The sequence below is a fragment of the Curtobacterium sp. BNK-1 genome (assembly GCF_048685235.1).
Classification (GTDB): Bacteria; Pseudomonadota; Gammaproteobacteria; order Enterobacterales; family Enterobacteriaceae; genus Pantoea; species Pantoea agglomerans.
Genome location: NZ_JBLQTJ010000001.1, coordinates 2,784,912 through 2,800,308, shown reverse-complemented (window position 1 = coordinate 2,800,308; position 15,397 = coordinate 2,784,912). Strand labels below are relative to the sequence as shown.

General features: G+C 50.5%; 16 protein-coding genes and 1 other RNA gene. 8 read left to right on the top strand and 9 right to left on the bottom strand.

All coding sequences use genetic code 11. The features are described from left to right. Positions 1-193 precede the first annotated feature (193 nt). From ACMGGP_RS13180 to ACMGGP_RS13170, 3 genes are read left to right on the top strand one after another with little or no spacing between them, the layout of a single operon-like run. Positions 194-1,132, top strand: coding sequence for a GIY-YIG nuclease family protein (locus tag ACMGGP_RS13180; RefSeq protein ID WP_498798516.1), 939 nt, complete (start codon positions 194-196; stop codon positions 1,130-1,132). A 45-nt stretch (positions 1,133-1,177) separates the two neighbouring features. Then, the gene (locus ACMGGP_RS13175; protein ID WP_311972851.1) at positions 1,178-2,047 is read left to right on the top strand and encodes a hypothetical protein; all 870 of its coding nucleotides are present in this window, start codon (positions 1,178-1,180) and stop codon (positions 2,045-2,047) included. After that, entirely contained in the window at positions 2,034-2,525 is a 492-nt protein-coding gene (locus ACMGGP_RS13170) for a hypothetical protein (RefSeq protein WP_498798515.1), read from the top strand. Before ACMGGP_RS13175 ends, ACMGGP_RS13170 begins: the two co-directional genes overlap by 14 nt. 95 nt (positions 2,526-2,620) lie before the next feature. Here the strand turns inward: ACMGGP_RS13170 and ACMGGP_RS13165 are convergent, their stop codons facing one another. The 3 genes from ACMGGP_RS13165 to smpB all read right to left on the bottom strand — a co-directional run bounded on the left by ACMGGP_RS13165 (position 2,621) and on the right by smpB (position 4,898). Further along, complete coding sequence (locus ACMGGP_RS13165; protein ID WP_311972853.1) at positions 2,621-3,817, bottom strand: integrase domain-containing protein; 1,197 nt, start codon at positions 3,815-3,817, stop codon at positions 2,621-2,623. A 193-nt stretch (positions 3,818-4,010) separates the two neighbouring features. Continuing rightward, positions 4,011-4,372, bottom strand: a transfer-messenger RNA (tmRNA) gene (gene ssrA, locus ACMGGP_RS13160). A 43-nt stretch (positions 4,373-4,415) separates the two neighbouring features. After that, positions 4,416-4,898: an SsrA-binding protein SmpB gene (gene smpB / locus ACMGGP_RS13155; RefSeq protein WP_010257694.1), complete on the bottom strand. Its 483-nt coding sequence runs from the start codon at positions 4,896-4,898 to the stop codon at positions 4,416-4,418. 158 nt (positions 4,899-5,056) lie between these two features. Here smpB and ACMGGP_RS13150 point away from each other — a divergent pair, with 158 nt between their 5' ends. Next, positions 5,057-5,491: a type II toxin-antitoxin system RatA family toxin gene (locus ACMGGP_RS13150; RefSeq protein WP_010257692.1), complete on the top strand. Its 435-nt coding sequence runs from the start codon at positions 5,057-5,059 to the stop codon at positions 5,489-5,491. Then, positions 5,484-5,777: an RnfH family protein gene (locus ACMGGP_RS13145; protein ID WP_033758668.1), complete on the top strand. Its 294-nt coding sequence runs from the start codon at positions 5,484-5,486 to the stop codon at positions 5,775-5,777. Before ACMGGP_RS13150 ends, ACMGGP_RS13145 begins: the two co-directional genes overlap by 8 nt. 95 nt (positions 5,778-5,872) lie before the next feature. Here ACMGGP_RS13145 and bamE read toward each other — a convergent pair whose 3' ends face one another. From bamE to nadK, 3 genes are all read right to left on the bottom strand, one after another. Continuing rightward, complete coding sequence (gene bamE, locus ACMGGP_RS13140) at positions 5,873-6,220, bottom strand: outer membrane protein assembly factor BamE (RefSeq protein WP_010672176.1); 348 nt, start codon at positions 6,218-6,220, stop codon at positions 5,873-5,875. 186 nt (positions 6,221-6,406) lie between these two features. Continuing rightward, the gene (recN, locus tag ACMGGP_RS13135) at positions 6,407-8,068 is read right to left on the bottom strand and encodes a DNA repair protein RecN (protein WP_498798514.1); all 1,662 of its coding nucleotides are present in this window, start codon (positions 8,066-8,068) and stop codon (positions 6,407-6,409) included. An 84-nt stretch (positions 8,069-8,152) separates the two neighbouring features. Beyond that, the gene (gene nadK, locus ACMGGP_RS13130; RefSeq protein ID WP_010672178.1) at positions 8,153-9,031 is read right to left on the bottom strand and encodes an NAD(+) kinase; all 879 of its coding nucleotides are present in this window, start codon (positions 9,029-9,031) and stop codon (positions 8,153-8,155) included. 122 nt (positions 9,032-9,153) lie between these two features. On the opposite strand from nadK, the gene grpE reads away from it, so the two are divergent. After that, positions 9,154-9,735, top strand: coding sequence for a nucleotide exchange factor GrpE (grpE, locus tag ACMGGP_RS13125; RefSeq protein WP_010257683.1), 582 nt, complete (start codon positions 9,154-9,156; stop codon positions 9,733-9,735). A 59-nt stretch (positions 9,736-9,794) separates the two neighbouring features. Here grpE and ung read toward each other — a convergent pair whose 3' ends face one another. Next, positions 9,795-10,475, bottom strand: a complete 681-nt coding sequence (ung, locus tag ACMGGP_RS13120) for a uracil-DNA glycosylase (protein WP_307379003.1) — start codon at positions 10,473-10,475, stop codon at positions 9,795-9,797. Between the two features lie 242 nt (positions 10,476-10,717). Between ung and grcA the strand changes: the two genes are divergently transcribed. After that, entirely contained in the window at positions 10,718-11,101 is a 384-nt protein-coding gene (gene grcA / locus ACMGGP_RS13115; RefSeq protein WP_010257678.1) for an autonomous glycyl radical cofactor GrcA, read from the top strand. A gap of 217 nt (positions 11,102-11,318) precedes the next feature. Here the strand turns inward: grcA and srmB are convergent, their stop codons facing one another. Beyond that, on the bottom strand, positions 11,319-12,647 hold the full coding sequence (srmB, locus tag ACMGGP_RS13110; protein WP_010257676.1) for an ATP-dependent RNA helicase SrmB: 1,329 nt from the start codon (positions 12,645-12,647) through the stop codon (positions 11,319-11,321). A gap of 165 nt (positions 12,648-12,812) precedes the next feature. Here srmB and trmN point away from each other — a divergent pair, with 165 nt between their 5' ends. Then, the gene (trmN, locus tag ACMGGP_RS13105; protein WP_061901197.1) at positions 12,813-13,562 is read left to right on the top strand and encodes a tRNA(1)(Val) (adenine(37)-N(6))-methyltransferase TrmN; all 750 of its coding nucleotides are present in this window, start codon (positions 12,813-12,815) and stop codon (positions 13,560-13,562) included. Here the strand turns inward: trmN and nadB are convergent. After that, a complete protein-coding gene (nadB, locus tag ACMGGP_RS13100; RefSeq protein ID WP_498798513.1) occupies positions 13,547-15,169 on the bottom strand; it encodes an L-aspartate oxidase in 1,623 nt (540 codons plus the stop codon). The genes trmN and nadB overlap by 16 nt on opposite strands. Positions 15,170-15,397: the final 228 nt, after the last annotated feature.

Here is a 15,397-nt window from a genome sequence, read left to right as displayed (position 1 = left end):
GAATAAACTAATAACAATTAACAAGTCATGGTGGGAATACTTACTGCCTAAGTAGCTTATTTCCCGCCGACGAGAAGTTGAAGAACTTATTAATGAATTTATTCGCGCACATCCATATGGCAGAGAATGGTTAGGAGTAGCACAAAATCCTAACGGTGTTTTTCGGGTTAAACTTGGTGATCTCATTCCAATTGTGCATTTAGTATTCATCAGCAAAAAGGTCGGTTTCATAGCCCCATTCGGAAGGGTTAAGGAAGGTCATAGAACTGTCGGAAGAGCATCTCAATTTTTATCTGGAAAAAAACTGGAAAATAATGAACTAGTAATCGTTCCAATTATTTCTGTGGAAATAGTCACCGACCCGCTGTTCATTTCTGCTTCTGCCCAAGGTATCACCAGACTAGATGAACGTATGATTACACAACCGAGTCAGATCTTCTCCATTCCAGCTCATTATCTCTTAGCTCCTCAGCTTTCACCTTCTGTTGCGTATGTACTTTACCAGCATATTTTCGGCCACGGTGCATCTTACCCTATAGATGGTTACTTTTACGTTGGAGTCACTAAACGCAGCTGGCAAAAGCGGTGGGCAGAACATAAACGTGCCATTAAAAATGATAGTCCGTTGCTATTTCACAAGAAATTTCGGGAAGAACTGCTCAATGGACGTGTTACATACTTACATCACAAAGTCATGGAGATCACTGATGATCTAGAGCAATTATATAAGGCCGAGGAATTTTTGGTTGAAGGGCACTGGGAAGATGAGCGTCGCCTTAATATGATTCCTGGGGGGAAATCAGGCTTACGTTATATGCGAGAGAACGGAATGCTTAAAGAGTCTGTTGTACCCCTGTCAGATGAACGAGATGGCATTGTAAGCTCATGGCTAAAGAAACACCCACGTAAAGGCCTCCCAGCTCCATGGGTCGCTGAAAAATGGAAAGATAATAATTGGGCTATAGCTCAAATTTGTGGGCGAAATGACCGATTATCAGCGGATCAGGTACGAGCGATTCGTAAATTGGCTAAGAACTTTACACCAGAAGAGATTTATACTCGGATAGGTGCAAAGGATGTGAATCAGGTTAATCGGGTTATTGATGGTAAAACATATTCTCGTGTCGATTGATTACATTAAATCATTAAATCGCCAACATATAAGAATGAGAGTCCAATGAAAAATGCTATTGCGATAAGATTTGATTATAGTAACGAAAGGAAAAGTCCTGAAGATATTTTAATGATATTAAGTGGCTATGTTAAGTTTTATAAAATGATAGGGGTCATATCCCTTTCATCAATAGATGAGAAAGATAGCGCCCAATTTAATCTTGTAAGCTTGCAAGATGGTTCTGCTGTAGCTTGGATAAAATGCAAGTTCGCAGAATGGGAAAATTTCATATTCAAATCAGCTGAAGATCTCGCAGATTACCTAGATGATAATCCTGAGATAGCAAGTGGTGAGGATCTTGAGGCGGCATCAAAGTTCTTGTCCACTTCAATTTCAGAAAATTTGGACCAGCAATTATTGATTGAACCACATATTGATATGGAACAATTGGGTAAAGCGTTGTCTGACTACTCAATCTTAAGTTCTAAGCTTTATACTGATGAGTCTGCTTCAATAGGCATTGGACAGCCAGGAACATCCGAATTTAATGATTTTAAAACCCTGACAAAAAAATTTGTTTTTACAGGCAATGTTGTTGATATGTTTTCCAGTGAAGTAAAACATTATAAAAGAAGTTCGAAATTTTATGTTCATGTTCTCGTAAATAAGGGGAATAATGTATGGCGTTTAGAAGAGTTATCTACCGAGAATCATTTTGCAGCAAGGGTCGTTAATAGTGATTGGTTAGAAAGTTATCAATCAGGATTTATAGACCCAATTGGTCCAAAAGATCTGATTGAGGCTGTTATTGAATATGATGAGGTAGTAACAAAAATAACCAATAAAAAATCTCGAAAGCAAATAAGAAATGCTAAGATTATAGAAGTTATCGACATAAAGAGAAGTCGAGGTGAGCAAGATGACCTCTTTTAAAAGAAATTCTTCTGAGAAAAAATCAATGTTAGCCGACATTTATGGTGAGGCTATTTTTTTGATGATTCCCTTTATGGGGTTAATTTTTGTCAATCTTTTTAAGAATACTTCGTCGTTTTCATCTATTCTCTTATCTTTGGTTTCTACAACAGACTGGTCTATTATGTCTGCTGTTGTTTTCGGACAGTGCGCATATAAAATTTCGAGAGTTATTCCTTTGATGGGATCTAAGGTGGATGGTCGAAGATTTACGTTTTATCTCTCCAAAAGAATACTCATGATAGTTATTTCATTATTTGTATATGCCGCTATGGTGTTTAAACCTAATATTTACATTGGTATTTCTCAAATAATATTGTTTTTACTGTCAGTTTTTTCTTTTTTAAAGATAGCCTTGCATCATATATTCTGCACTTCAGGAATAATGAAGATCGCAAATGAGGTTGCACATTCTTTAAATCACAGTGTGGTTGTATGACAGATTTAATACCTTCACTAGCCTCCAATTTTGGAAAAACTGTCCGTCAGGTCAATGTTAATAAAAATAATATTTTTAGGGTTGGGTAAATATTCTCAACCTCTCATTTCATGTACCGTAACTCCCCACCAATTCATAAGTACCACTCTTTTTTCAAGATATGTTGAGCGATTATAAGCGCGGCGTACTTCATTTTTATCACTATGTGCTAGAGCAGCCTCAATTACATCAGGATTGAATTCTGCCTCATTCATAGCCGTACTCGCTATTGAGCGCAATCCATGTGCGACTAATTTCCCACCATAACCAATACGCTTTAATGCAGCGTTAGCTGTCTGACTATTCATAGATTTTTTGGGATCATTTCGACTTGGAAAGACATGATCGCGATGGGAGCTAATTGGTTTCATTACTTCAAGAATATATAACGCCTGAGGTGACAAAGGAACAATGTGCTCCCGCTTTGCCTTCATTCGCTCTGCTGGAATTGTCCAAAGCTTTTTAGCTAAATCAATTTCTGCCCATAGAATACCAGAAGCCTCAGAGGGACGCACAAGCGTCAGGAGTTGCCATTCAATCAGACAACGCGTTGTCACAGAAAGATTCGACATATCCAAAGAGCGCAAAAATTTCGGCAATTCTTCTGGTCTTAGAGTCGGCATATTTTGCTTTTTGGGCTTTTCAAAAGCCATACTGATCCCAGAAGCAGGATTTGCATCAATCAATCCCGTGTTTACAGCATAAATCATAATCTCGTTAATACGCTGTACTAAGCGGCGTACTGTTTCAAGAGCACCACGGGCCTTAATCGGCTCAAGTGCTTCTACAAGCTTACGTGCTTTTATTTCCTGTACAGGAATCTCGCCAATGGCAGGGAAAACATCTTTCTCAAGGGAACGCCAGATATCCTTCGCGTAATCCGGGGTAACGCTAGCTTGCTTCAATGTAAACCAGTTAGCGGCCACGGTTGAGAAGATGCTGTCTAAGGCGTTCTGCTTCTGTTCTGTGAGCTGTTCGGCTTGCGTCTGTGGGTCAATTCCATTAGCGAGTAAGGAGAGGTAATCAGCGCGCAAGCGTCTGGCATCGGCTAACGATAGGGCAGGGAAGGCACCGAGGCCCATCATAGTGCGCTGCCTTGTTACTGGCCGCTGGTAACGAAAACGCCAAAGCTTCTTGCCGGTAGTCTTTACCACCATAAAAAGCCCATCGCCATCATGCAGCGTTAAATCCTTATCGATGGCTTTTGCGCGAAGTACTTCAGTGTTGGTTAAGGGGCGGGTTGTCCTTGCCATATGGGGCATTCCTGCGTGAATTGGTATACGTTTTTAGGATACATCTTACCGTATACCAATGCGTATACCAATAATCACCGGATTTGGTTGGATCACTTCGGAAGGTTACAGACACAAAAAAGCCCGCAGGGCTTACGCCATGCGGGCTTTCAGGACTTCTGCGGATGGCACTGGAACCATCTTTGAAGAATTTTGGTGGAGCTGGCGGGAGTTGAACCCGCGTCCGAAATTACTACACCGTCGGCACTACATGCTTAGTCAGTTTTTACATTCGCCGGTTAGCTGCGAACAGACACGCCACTAACAGACTAGCCTGATTGGATTTAACGCTTCAACCCCAGGCAAGGCATCCACGCGATCTCTTTTGGGTTTGACTTCTCTTGATCCCCGTCTTAAGAGCGGAAGCTAGGGAGAGAAGGCTCTAAGCAGGTTATTAAGCTGCTAGTGCGTAGTTTTCGTCGTTTGCGACTATTTTTTTGCGGCTTTTTACGAGGCAAACCGCCCCTCGGCATGCTCCTAAGGCTTCACAATCCCGTCGAGTCCAGAATCAGCCCCAGAACTTCAAATACTAACAACAAAACAACTCAAAATCCAGTGCTTAACGCTTTGAATTCTTCATGATACGTGCTTTGTCTAATTGCCATTCGCGGTCTTTAATATCATCGCGCTTGTCGTGCTCTTTTTTACCGCGTGCAACACCAATCTTCAGTTTGCACCAGGCGTTCTTCCAGTACAACGACAGTGCCACGATGGTGTAGCCTTCGCGGTTGACGCGGCCATACAGGGAGTCGAGTTCACGTTGCTTCAGCAGCAGCTTACGGCTGCGCGTTGGGTCACAGACCACGTGACTGGAGGCAACGGCTAAGGGTTGAAAGGTTGAACCGAACAGAAAGGCTTCGCCATCGCGCAGCAGAATATAGCTGTCGCTGATGTTGGCTTTACCAGCACGAAGTGACTTAACTTCCCATCCTTGTAACGACAATCCCGCTTCGTACTCCTCTTCAATGAAGTACTCGTGACGGGCGCGTTTGTTCATGGCAACAGTGGCAGAACCGGGTTTGTGTGCTTTTTTCTTTGTCATAGTGCGGCGTATTTTACATCACTTAGTCGGTTATCGCATCCCCAGTCCAGCGGGGCGGCAGGAAACGGGATATTCTAGCACACCCTCACTCGGGGACATTTTTGTTTAATCGCTGAAAATGCTATTATTCAGCGGTTTCGTGATGAACAGGAACCATTATGGCTCAGATTAGTCGTTCGGCGCTGGTCCCGTTTAGTGCCGGGCAGATGTACAAACTTGTAAATGATGTGGATGCCTACCCGCAATTCCTGCCGGGTTGCACCGGAAGCCGCGTGCTGGATGCGTCAGATAATCAGATGACTGCGTCCGTGGATGTGTCGAAAGCGGGCATCAGCAAGACATTTACCACCCGCAATACCCTGACAGATAACCAGAGCATCCATATGCAACTGGTTGATGGACCGTTCCGCAAGCTCACCGGCGGCTGGAAGTTCGTCTCGCTGGGCGATGACGCCTGCAAGGTTGAACTTAGCCTGGAGTTTGAATTCACCAACATGCTGGTAGAGATGGCCTTTGGACGTATCTTCAAAGAGCTTGCCAACAGCATGGTGCAGGCTTTCACTCAGCGTGCCAAAGAGGTCTACAGTGCCTGAGATCTCCGTTGAGGTGGTCTACGCCTTACCTGAAAAACAGTATCAGCTTTACGTGAAAGTGGAGCAGGGCAGCACGGTAGAGCAGGTCATCCAAAAGTCAGGGCTACTGGAACTGCGTCGGGAGATTGACCTCACCAGCAACAAAGTCGGCATCTACAGTCGGCCAGTGAAGCTGGGTGATGAGGTTAATGAGGGCGATCGTATTGAGATCTATCGTCCGCTGATTGCCGATCCCAAAGAGCTGCGCCGTCAGCGCGCAGAGCGAGCGGCAGAAAGCAAAAAATAAGTCGCTATCCTGTCAGGCTCAGTGGATAGCGGGCATAAAAAAAGGCGCTCAGTGCGCCTTTTTGCTGTCTGTTGTTTAAACGGTCTTACGTTCAATCAGTCGCTGTTTCTGGCCAGATTCTGCTTATTGTCGATGTTAGTCAGAACACCGTTACCATCAAAGTTCAGTGTCAGCGTCTGCTGCTTCACGCGCTCATGACCTGGCTCCTGACGGAACACGTAATACCATACGTTGCTGCCAAACGGGTCTTTCATCATCGGCGTACCGAGGGTGTAAGCCACCTGTTGCTGTGTCATACCGGTATGGATCTTGGCTACGTCGTTAGCTACCAGATAGTTACCCTGGTTGATATCAGGACGATAGACCACGCGCTCTAAGGTGGAACATCCGGCGGTCATCATCAACATTACTACTGCCGCGGCAGTCAGCGTTTTACAGCGCATCTATACATTCCTTTTCCGGGGCCAAACGCCTTTTACAGGCGGTTTTCTTGCCATCAAAATCTGAACTCTGCCTGCGGCAGGCTTTATTACTTTGGCGACATAAGTGCCGATGATAATAAACCTTTTCGCTATTGGAAACCTCTACAGAGCAAGCTTATGACCCCAGCCGGTTAAAAAAGTGCGCTGCTATGCGGCTAAAAGTTCTTTTGCGTTGGCCAGGGTGTTGCGTGTGACCTCGCTGCCACCCAGCAGTCGTGCCAGTTCCTGCAGACGTGCACGCTTGTCCAGCGGCTGCATACGGGTCTCGGTCATCGCACCATCAGTCTCTTTGCTGACATAAAAATGCTGATGACCACAACCGGCAACCTGCGGCAGGTGGGTTACGCACATCACCTGGGTCGATTCGCCCAACTGACGCAACAGTTTACCCACCACAGCGGCGGTCGGGCCGCTGATGCCGACATCCACTTCATCGAAAATCATCGCCGGTGTTTCCATTTTCTTCGCGGTGATGACCTGAATCGCCAGGGCGATACGTGACAGTTCACCGCCCGAAGCGACTTTGCCCAGCGGCTGCAGTGGCTGACCTGGGTTAGTGGTTACCTGGAAATCTACGCGGCTCGCACCGTCTGCGGTCAGCTGATCCGGATTAAAGGTCAGCGCGATTTTAAACTGGCCATGCGGCATTGAGAGCAGATGCATACTCTGGGTAATCAGCAGCTGCAACTCATCGGCATAGTGGCTGCGCTGCTGGTGCAGCTGCTCTGCGCTTTGCAACGCTGCCTGATAGTGTTCACCCACCAGTGATTGCAGGCTCTCCTGATCGCTCTCATGCTGAGACAGCAGTTCCGCTTCTGCCAGCAGTTGCTGATGCAGTTCAGGCAGCCCTTCAGGAGTAACGTGATGCTTACGGGCTAAGGCGATCTGGCGCGAAATACGCTGTTCCAGTTCGTACAGGCGGTTAGGGTCCAGATCGAGGCTGTCGCAGTAGTGGCGCAGCTCATCGCTGGCTTCGCTCAGCTGAATCGCCGCCTCTTCCAGCAGGTTGTGAACGCCATTCAGCTTCTCATCCAGTGAGGTCAATTCTGAAATCATCTCACGTGCGCTGTAGAGCAGGCTGTTGAGATTATTGTCATCGCTGTCTGCTAACAGTTGCAGTGCCTGCTGGCTGGTCGACAGCAGCTGTCCGCTGTTGGCCAGACGCTTGTACTCTTCGTCGATCTGCTCATATTCACCCTGCTGCGGAGCGAAGTCGTTCAGCTCTTTCAACTGATACTGCAACAGCTCGCGGCGGGATTCGCGCTCCTGCGCCTGCTGCTGATGCAGCGCCAGGGTGCGGCAGCTCTGATGCCAGGTCTGATAGCTGGCGCGCATTTGCTGCAGCAGATCGTCGTGATCGGCATAGGCATCCAGCAGATGTTTCTGATGGTCTGGTTTGAGCAGAAGCTGATGGGCATGCTGGCCGTGGATCTGAATCAGTAACTGGCCGAGATCGCGCAGCTGAGAGAGCGGCACCGCCGTGCCATTGATAAAGCCACGGGAACGTCCGTCAGCGCTGATAACCCGGCGCAGCAGACATTCGTTGCCATCGTCCAGATGATTATCAATCAGCCAGCGCTGAGCAGAAGGGGAGGACTTAAGCTGGAAGCGGGCGCAAAGGTCGGCCCGGCTGGCACCCTGACGCACCATGTCGGCATCAGCACGACCACCCAGACATAATCCCAGCGCATCAATCGCGATAGACTTACCGGCACCGGTCTCACCAGTGATTGCTGTCATGCCGCGTTGAAAATCAATGTCGAGCTCACGAACGATAGCGAAATTACTGATGGTCAGTTGGGCCAGCATAGGTTCACCTGTATGAATAAACACATATGGTTTTTCATACAGTATAAACTGGTTTTTTATCCAGTAAAGAGGGGAGGCCGCATTTCAGAACAATTTTTTTGACCAGCCCAGTTTTGAACTCAGCGTATTGAAATAGCTGTAGTTTTTGGGGTGAATCAGGTTCAGGTGGTTGCTGCTGCGTCGAATCAGTACATCCTCGCCTTCCTGAATCGGCAGCGCAATCTGGCTGTCACAGCTGATTTCCAGATCGCTGCGGCGCGAGGAAAAGCGCAAACGGATGGTACTGCTGCTGTTGATGACCAGTGGCCGCGCTGACAGCGTATGCGGGAACATCGGCACCAGCACTATCGCTTCGAGTGACGGCGTCAGAATCGGGCCGCCCGCAGAGAGTGAATAGGCGGTCGAGCCGGTGGGTGTCGAAATAATCAGCCCATCCGATCGCTGGGAGAAGGCGAACACTTCATCGATATAGACTTCAAATTCGATCATGTGCGCGACTTTGCCGGGATGCAGCACCACTTCATTGATAGCGGAGCCAATGCGCGGCGAGCAGTCAGATTTGCACACCTGCGCTTCCAGCAGAAAGCGGCTCTCGACGAAATAGTTGCCCTGCAGCACCTCATCCAGCTGCTGCTGCGCATTGTCCGGATCAAGGTCGGTGAGAAAGCCGAGATTACCGCGGTTAATCCCAATCACTTTAATATCGTAGCGCGCCAGCACCCGCGCTGCGCCCAGCATATTGCCATCACCGCCCACCACGACCGCTAAATCGGCCTGCTGACCAATCTCCGCCAGCGTGCCCGTCTGCACGTCGTGAAGCGACAGCTCCTGCGCAATTTGCTTCTCAACGATCACTTGATAACCTTTGGCTGTCAGCCAGCGCCAGAGCATCTCATGCGTGGTTAACGCGGTGGGATGGCGCGGATGACCCACAATACCAATGCAGTTAAAGTGTTTGTTCATCTGGTCGGTGTTCCTTATAAGCCAAAACGGTAAGGCAATGTGATAGGTTCCCTTGAATCCGTCATACCAATCCCCATAATAAGCCAACCAGCGAAATGAATGTGCAAAACGCGGAGAAATTCATGAGTAGTAAAGAACAGAACACCCCAAACGAGCAAGTCTCAGACGAAATTCAGCAGGATCAGCAGCAACCTCAGGAAGCGGAGACAGCGGCAGAGGTGGATCCGCGTGATGAGCGTATTGCTCAGCTCGAAGCTGAATTAGCGCAGTCGCAGACCGGTGTGCGCGATGCCCAGCTGCGTGCGCAGGCAGAGATTGAGAACATTCGTCGTCGTGCCGAGATGGACGTTGAGAAGGCGCACAAATTTGCGCTTGAGAAGTTTGCCAACGAACTGCTGCCGGTCATCGACAGTCTCGAACGTGCGCTGGAAGTGGCGAACAAAGAGGACCCACAGCTGGCTTCGATGATTGAAGGGATTGAACTGACCCTGAAAGGCCTGCTGGGCGCCGTGCGTAAATTCGGTGTTGAAGTGGTCGGCGAAACCGGCGTGCCGTTTAACCCGGAAGTGCATCAGGCGATGTCGATGATGGAGTCTGAAGAGTTTGAGCCTAACCATGTCATGCTGGTGATGCAGCGAGGCTATACGCTGAATGGTCGCCTGCTGCGCCCGGCGATGGTTGCGGTTTCCAAAGCTAAAAGCTGATTCAACGCCTGAATCCCGTTACACGGCCGCGCACTGACGCGGCCGTGTGCTTTCTGGCATTAGTTCGGTAAAACCGGCGTCCAGTCCACCGGCTTTTTACCGGCAGCGCTCAGCAGCTCATTGGTTGTTGAAAAGTGTTTGCAGCCGAAAAAGCCACGGTGCGCGGAGAGCGGCGAGGGATGCGGAGCCTGCAACACGTGATGGCGCTGGCGATCGATAATGCTGCCTTTCTTCTGCGCATGTGAACCCCACAGCAGAAAAATCACCCCTTCACAGTGCTGGTTAATCGCCGCAATCACATTATCCGTAAAGGTCTCCCAGCCAAATCGCGCATGGGAATGCGCTTTGCCCGCCTCAACCGTCAACACGGTGTTCAGCAACATCACGCCTTGTTTTGCCCAGCTCTCAAGAAAGCCGTGATTGGGCTTCTGAAAGCCTGGAATATCCTGCATCAGCTCTTTGTAGATATTTTGCAGCGAGGGCGGCACCTGGACGCCGGGCAGTACCGAGAAGGCCAGGCCGTGCGCCTGATGAGGCCCGTGATAGGGATCCTGACCGAGTATCACGACGTTGACGTCGCCCAGCTCCGTCAGGCGAAACGCGTTGAACACATCTTTCTGCGGCGGATAGACCGTGACACCTGCGGCGCGTTGATCGGCGACCTGCTTCAGCGTCTCGATAAAATAGGGTTTCTCTTTCTCTTCAGCCAGCACATCGTGCCAGGTCAGCTTTTCAGCCATGTTTAACTCCCTTAACGTTAGTGCCATAAGCTTAGCGGTTCCTGCCGCTGACCTGAAGGCAAAAATAATTTGAATAATACAAATTAAGTTTAGGTGGCAGGGGTATTGAGATCAACGGGTTAGCTTAAAAGCGGCCGGAATGCCTGATTAATATTGATACAGGTCAAAACTGTCCGAGATCAAAGGTGATATACCGGGGCCTCAAATTTGATTTATCCACGTATTACCCGGGAGACGCAATCATGATCACTGGTATCCAGATCACTCAATCAAACAATTCACAACTACTGAACTCCTTCTGGCTGCTGGACGAAGAGAAAGCCGAAGCGCGTTGCCTGTGTGCAAAAGCGGGCTACGAAGAAGATCAGGTTGTCGCCATCAGCGAACTGGGCGAATTCGCTTTCCGCGAGGTGCCGGTTGAAATCAAACCTCAGGTACGTGTTGAAGGTGGACAGCATCTGAACGTCAACGTTCTGCGTCGCGAAACGCTGGAAGATGCAGTTAAACATCCTGAAAACTATCCGCAACTCACCATCCGCGTTTCAGGCTATGCCGTGCGTTTTAACTCACTGACGCCTGAGCAGCAGCGCGACGTGATTACCCGTACCTTTACTGAAAGTCTTTGAGCAGCCTGAGTTAGCGGCTGCTGAAAATTAGCGCAAAGCTCACACAGCAATTTTTATTAATATTATGAATAAGATAAACAGTTAACTTCCCGGCACGCTGATGCCAGTGTCATGAAGAAAGCGCTCTGGCAGATAAAAGATTGTGAAAGGGCTGTTACTGATTATCAGATAAAAAAAATCGCCTCCTGTGAGGCGATTTTTTTATGCTTGCGATGATTTATTCCGCATTCTCGTTAGCTGGCGTACTGCCGCTTGCCTTGCGGCGTTTGCCGACATTTTTGGCATCACGATGGCGTTTTTTCACACGTGGTTTTTCTGTTTCACTGGCTTTCTGCTCTGCACGCTTCGCCAGAACCTTTTTCGACGGTTTGCCGGTCGTTTTGGCACTTGGCGCCCGCGTCTCAGGACGCAGCTCATCAATCACGCGCGCTTTGATCGGCTCGTTCACATAGCGGGTGATTTTGCCCAGCAGCACGAAATCGTGCGCTTCAACCAGTGAGATGGCGATGCCTTTACGGCCCGCACGACCGGTACGCCCGATGCGGTGCAGATAGGTATCAGCGGTGCGCGTCATGTCATAGTTGAAGACGTGACTGACATCTTCAACGTCAATGCCGCGCGCGGCGATATCCGTCGCAACCAGCACGTTAACGCGGCCTTCACTCAGACGTTTAATCGCTTCGTTACGCTTTGCCTGCACCATTTCGCCTTCAAGATAGCTGCTACGAATCCCCGCTTCGTGCAGCCAGCTCACCAGCTCATGCAGACGTTCACGCTTACGCACGAACACGATGCTGCGCGTCACATCCGGCTGTTTCAGCAGATGGATCAGTAATTTGGTTTTGTGCTGCAGATCGTCAGCGCGGTAGTACCACTGCTGGATCTTTTTGCGCTCACGGCGGCTTGGGTCCGCTTCCAGCTCAACCGGATCGTTCAGCAGACGCTCGGCGAAGTCACGGATATTGTCGCCTTCCAGCGTGGCAGAGAACAGCAGGGTTTGCTTGCGCCAGCGCGTTTCAGCCGCGATGGTTTCGATATCCTGGGCAAAGCCCATATCGAGCATGCGGTCCGCTTCATCCAGCACCAGGGTTTCTACTGCGCGGCAGTCAAAGTTCTCTTCTTTGATGTACTGCAGCAGACGGCCGGTGGTGGCGACCACGATGTCCTGGTTTTCGCTGAACACTTCGGCATGGTTCATATAAGCCACGCCGCCAGTGATGGTGGCGATGTCCAGATGGGTATGTTTCGCCAGCTCACGCGCATGATCGGCGACCTGCATCGCCAGCTCGCGGGTCGGGGTCACAATCAGGATGCGTGGCGGGCCAGATTTCTTACGCGGAAAATCAAGGAGGTGCTGCAACGCCGGTAACAGATACGCGGCGGTTTTCCCGGTCCCTGTAGGTGCCGAACCCAGAACGTCACGGCCCTCCAGCGCGGGCGGAATTGCAGCAGCCTGGATCACTGTTGGGCGCGTAAAGCCTTTTTCCTGCAACGCTTGTAGCAGGCTTTCGTCGAGTTCGAGTTCGGAAAATGTGGTTACTGTCATGGTCTACCTCAGTTTGGGGCGCTGATTATAGACAGATCAGACTGAATCTTCATCTGTTAATCCGTTTCGGCTGCGCCTGGGGTTGTCTGCCGCGTGAATTCCCTCTGTCGTCACGTTACACTCATGCGCTGCCGTACGGCAGGAAAAAAACGATGGTAGTGACGAATGATGCAGGATAAGCCGCGTGAACGGCCACAGTTAAACAAGAACGGTTTTACCTTTAAACAATTTTTTGTCGCGCACGATCGCTGTGCGATGAAAGTGGGCACCGATGCCATTCTGCTTGGGGCCTGGGCGCCGGTTGCCGAAGTAAAACGTATTCTGGATATTGGCAGCGGCAGCGGGCTTATCGCGCTGATGCTGGCGCAGCGTACGCCGTCGCCGGTCAACATCGATGCGGTTGAGTTAGAACCGGAAGCCGCGCTTCAGGCGCAGGAGAATGTGCAGCAGTCGCCGTGGCCTGAACGTATTCAGATTCATCAGCGTGATATCGCCGACTGGGCTGAACAGTGCGATAAACGTTACTCGCTAATCGTCAGCAATCCGCCTTATTTTGCACCTGGCGTGGCCTGTTCTACTGCGGCACGGGACAGCGCCCGTGCGACTGCCTCGCTCGATCATCAGACACTGTTGCGCAGTGCTGCATTACTGATTGAAGAAGAGGGGATGTTCTGCGTGGTGCTGCCCACCGCGACCGGCCAGGAATTCATCGCCCTGGCGCAGGCGGATGGCTGGCATCTGCGTTTCCGGCTGGACGTGGCGGAATATGCCCATCGTCCGCCGCACCGCGTCCTGCTGGGGCTGTCGCCGCAGGCCGGGGAAACCCTGCTGGAGCGCCTTGCTATCCGTACGCCGGACACCCGCTATTCTGATGAGTGGTGTAGTCTGACGCGGGAATTCTACCTTTTTATGTAGTCCGGCGGCGTCAGGATGGTTGGCCGCGCCTCGGGCAGTAAATCCGGGTAGTCGCGGATATAGTGCAGGCCGCGACTCTCTTTTCGTTCCAGCGCACAGCGCACCATCAGGTCAGCGACCTGCACCAGATTCCGTAGCTCCAGCAGGTTATTGGAGAGGCGGAAATGACGATAATATTCATCGATCTCCTGCTGAAGCAGGTTGATGCGACGCAGCGCCCGCTCCAGCCGCCGGGTCGTGCGGACGATTCCCATGTAATCCCACATGAATAATCGCAGCTCGTGCCAGTTATGCTGGATCACCACGCGTTCATCGGCGTCATCAACCTGACTTTCATCCCATGCGGGTAGCGCAGTAACGGCTTCAATTGCGGGCAGGGTGCGAATCAGCTCCTCTGCGGCGGACCAGCCATAAACCAGACACTCCAGCAACGAATTGGATGCCATGCGGTTAGCGCCGTGCAGGCCGGTATAACTCACCTCACCGATGGCATAGAGGCCACTGACGTCGGTCTGGCCATGCTGATCGACGACCACGCCGCCACAGGTATAGTGCGCGGCAGGCACAATCGGGATGGGTTCTTTGGTGAGGTCAAAGCCAAAGGTCAGCAACTTCTCATAGATCATCGGGAAGTGCGCGCGAACAAACTCCTCAGGCTGGTGGCTGATGTCGAGATACATACAGTCAACGCCCAGCCGCTTCATCTCATGATCGATGGCCCGGGCGACGATATCGCGCGGGGCGAGTTCGGCACGCTCATCGAAATCGGGCATGAAACGGCTGCCATCGGGACGCAACAGCCAGGCACCTTCTCCGCGTAACGCTTCGGTTAACAGGAAATTCTGCGCCTGCGGATGAAACAGGCAGGTCGGGTGGAACTGGTTAAATTCCAGATTGGCAACCCGGCAGCCGGCACGCCAGGCCATCGCGATGCCGTCACCGGAGGCGATGTCGGGGTTAGTCGTATATTGATAAACCTTGGCGGCACCGCCAGTTGCAACCACCACGGCCCGTGCCCGACAGGTTTCCACCTGTTCGCGATTACGGTTCCAGATCCATGCTCCCACCACGCGGCGTGGGCCTGGCAGGCCGATTTTATCTGAAAGAATCAGATCGACTGCGTTGGTGCGTTCCAGAATCCGGATATTGGGATGGCTCAACGCCTGGCTAACCAGCGTCGTTTCAACCGCGTGGCCGGTGGCGTCAGCGCTGTGCAGGATACGGCGATGACTGTGGCCGCCTTCCCGCGTCAGGTGATAACGCATGTCGCCGGCCGCCTGCGGATCGAGATCAAAGGCGACACCGTTGTCGATCAGCCACTGCACGCAATGCCGGGCATTACTGGCGATAAACGAGACGGCTTCACGGTCGCATAATCCGGCACCGGCAATCAGCGTATCCTCGATGTGCGACTCGATACTGTCAGTCTCATCAAATACCGCAGCAATACCGCCCTGGGCGTAAAGGGTTGACCCCTCATTGACCTGCGCTTTACTGAGAACTGTCACCTGATACTGTTTTGCCAGCCGCAACGCCAGCGACAGGCCAGCAGCACCGCTGCCCACAATGAGTACATCACACTGATAATCCGGGTTCTCATTCATCATAATGTTTAATTTACTAAACAAGAATAGGGCTGAGCATAAGCGCAATGGGGGTTGCTGTGAAGTATTTTAAACATCTGGCGCAGGTTTTTGTCTGATGATTTCCCAAAGTTACTTAATATCAGTGAGTTAAAACCGGGCTGCTTTTGGCGCGGTTTTTTATAGCAAACTTATTAAACCTAAAGGATTTAATGATGAAAAAGCTGTTGTCATAGGTTACTCTGCCTGCGA

Coding starts and splice junctions, on each gene's coding strand:
- ung (WP_307379003.1), bottom strand. CDS start 10,475: ATGGCTGAAAAGCTGACCTGGCACGATGTGCTGGCTGAAGAGAAAGAG.
- nadB (WP_498798513.1), bottom strand. CDS start 15,169: ATGATGAATGAGAACCCGGATTATCAGTGTGATGTACTCATTGTGGGC.
- nadK (WP_010672178.1), bottom strand. CDS start 9,031: ATGAACAAACACTTTAACTGCATTGGTATTGTGGGTCATCCGCGCCAT.
- ACMGGP_RS13175 (WP_311972851.1), top strand. CDS start 1,178: ATGAAAAATGCTATTGCGATAAGATTTGATTATAGTAACGAAAGGAAA.
- grcA (WP_010257678.1), top strand. CDS start 10,718: ATGATCACTGGTATCCAGATCACTCAATCAAACAATTCACAACTACTG.
- srmB (WP_010257676.1), bottom strand. CDS start 12,647: ATGACAGTAACCACATTTTCCGAACTCGAACTCGACGAAAGCCTGCTA.
- smpB (WP_010257694.1), bottom strand. CDS start 4,898: ATGACAAAGAAAAAAGCACACAAACCCGGTTCTGCCACTGTTGCCATG.
- bamE (WP_010672176.1), bottom strand. CDS start 6,220: ATGCGCTGTAAAACGCTGACTGCCGCGGCAGTAGTAATGTTGATGATG.
- trmN (WP_061901197.1), top strand. CDS start 12,813: ATGATGCAGGATAAGCCGCGTGAACGGCCACAGTTAAACAAGAACGGT.
- ACMGGP_RS13150 (WP_010257692.1), top strand. CDS start 5,057: ATGGCTCAGATTAGTCGTTCGGCGCTGGTCCCGTTTAGTGCCGGGCAG.
- recN (WP_498798514.1), bottom strand. CDS start 8,068: ATGCTGGCCCAACTGACCATCAGTAATTTCGCTATCGTTCGTGAGCTC.
- ACMGGP_RS13170 (WP_498798515.1), top strand. CDS start 2,034: ATGACCTCTTTTAAAAGAAATTCTTCTGAGAAAAAATCAATGTTAGCC.
- grpE (WP_010257683.1), top strand. CDS start 9,154: ATGAGTAGTAAAGAACAGAACACCCCAAACGAGCAAGTCTCAGACGAA.
- ACMGGP_RS13165 (WP_311972853.1), bottom strand. CDS start 3,817: ATGGCAAGGACAACCCGCCCCTTAACCAACACTGAAGTACTTCGCGCA.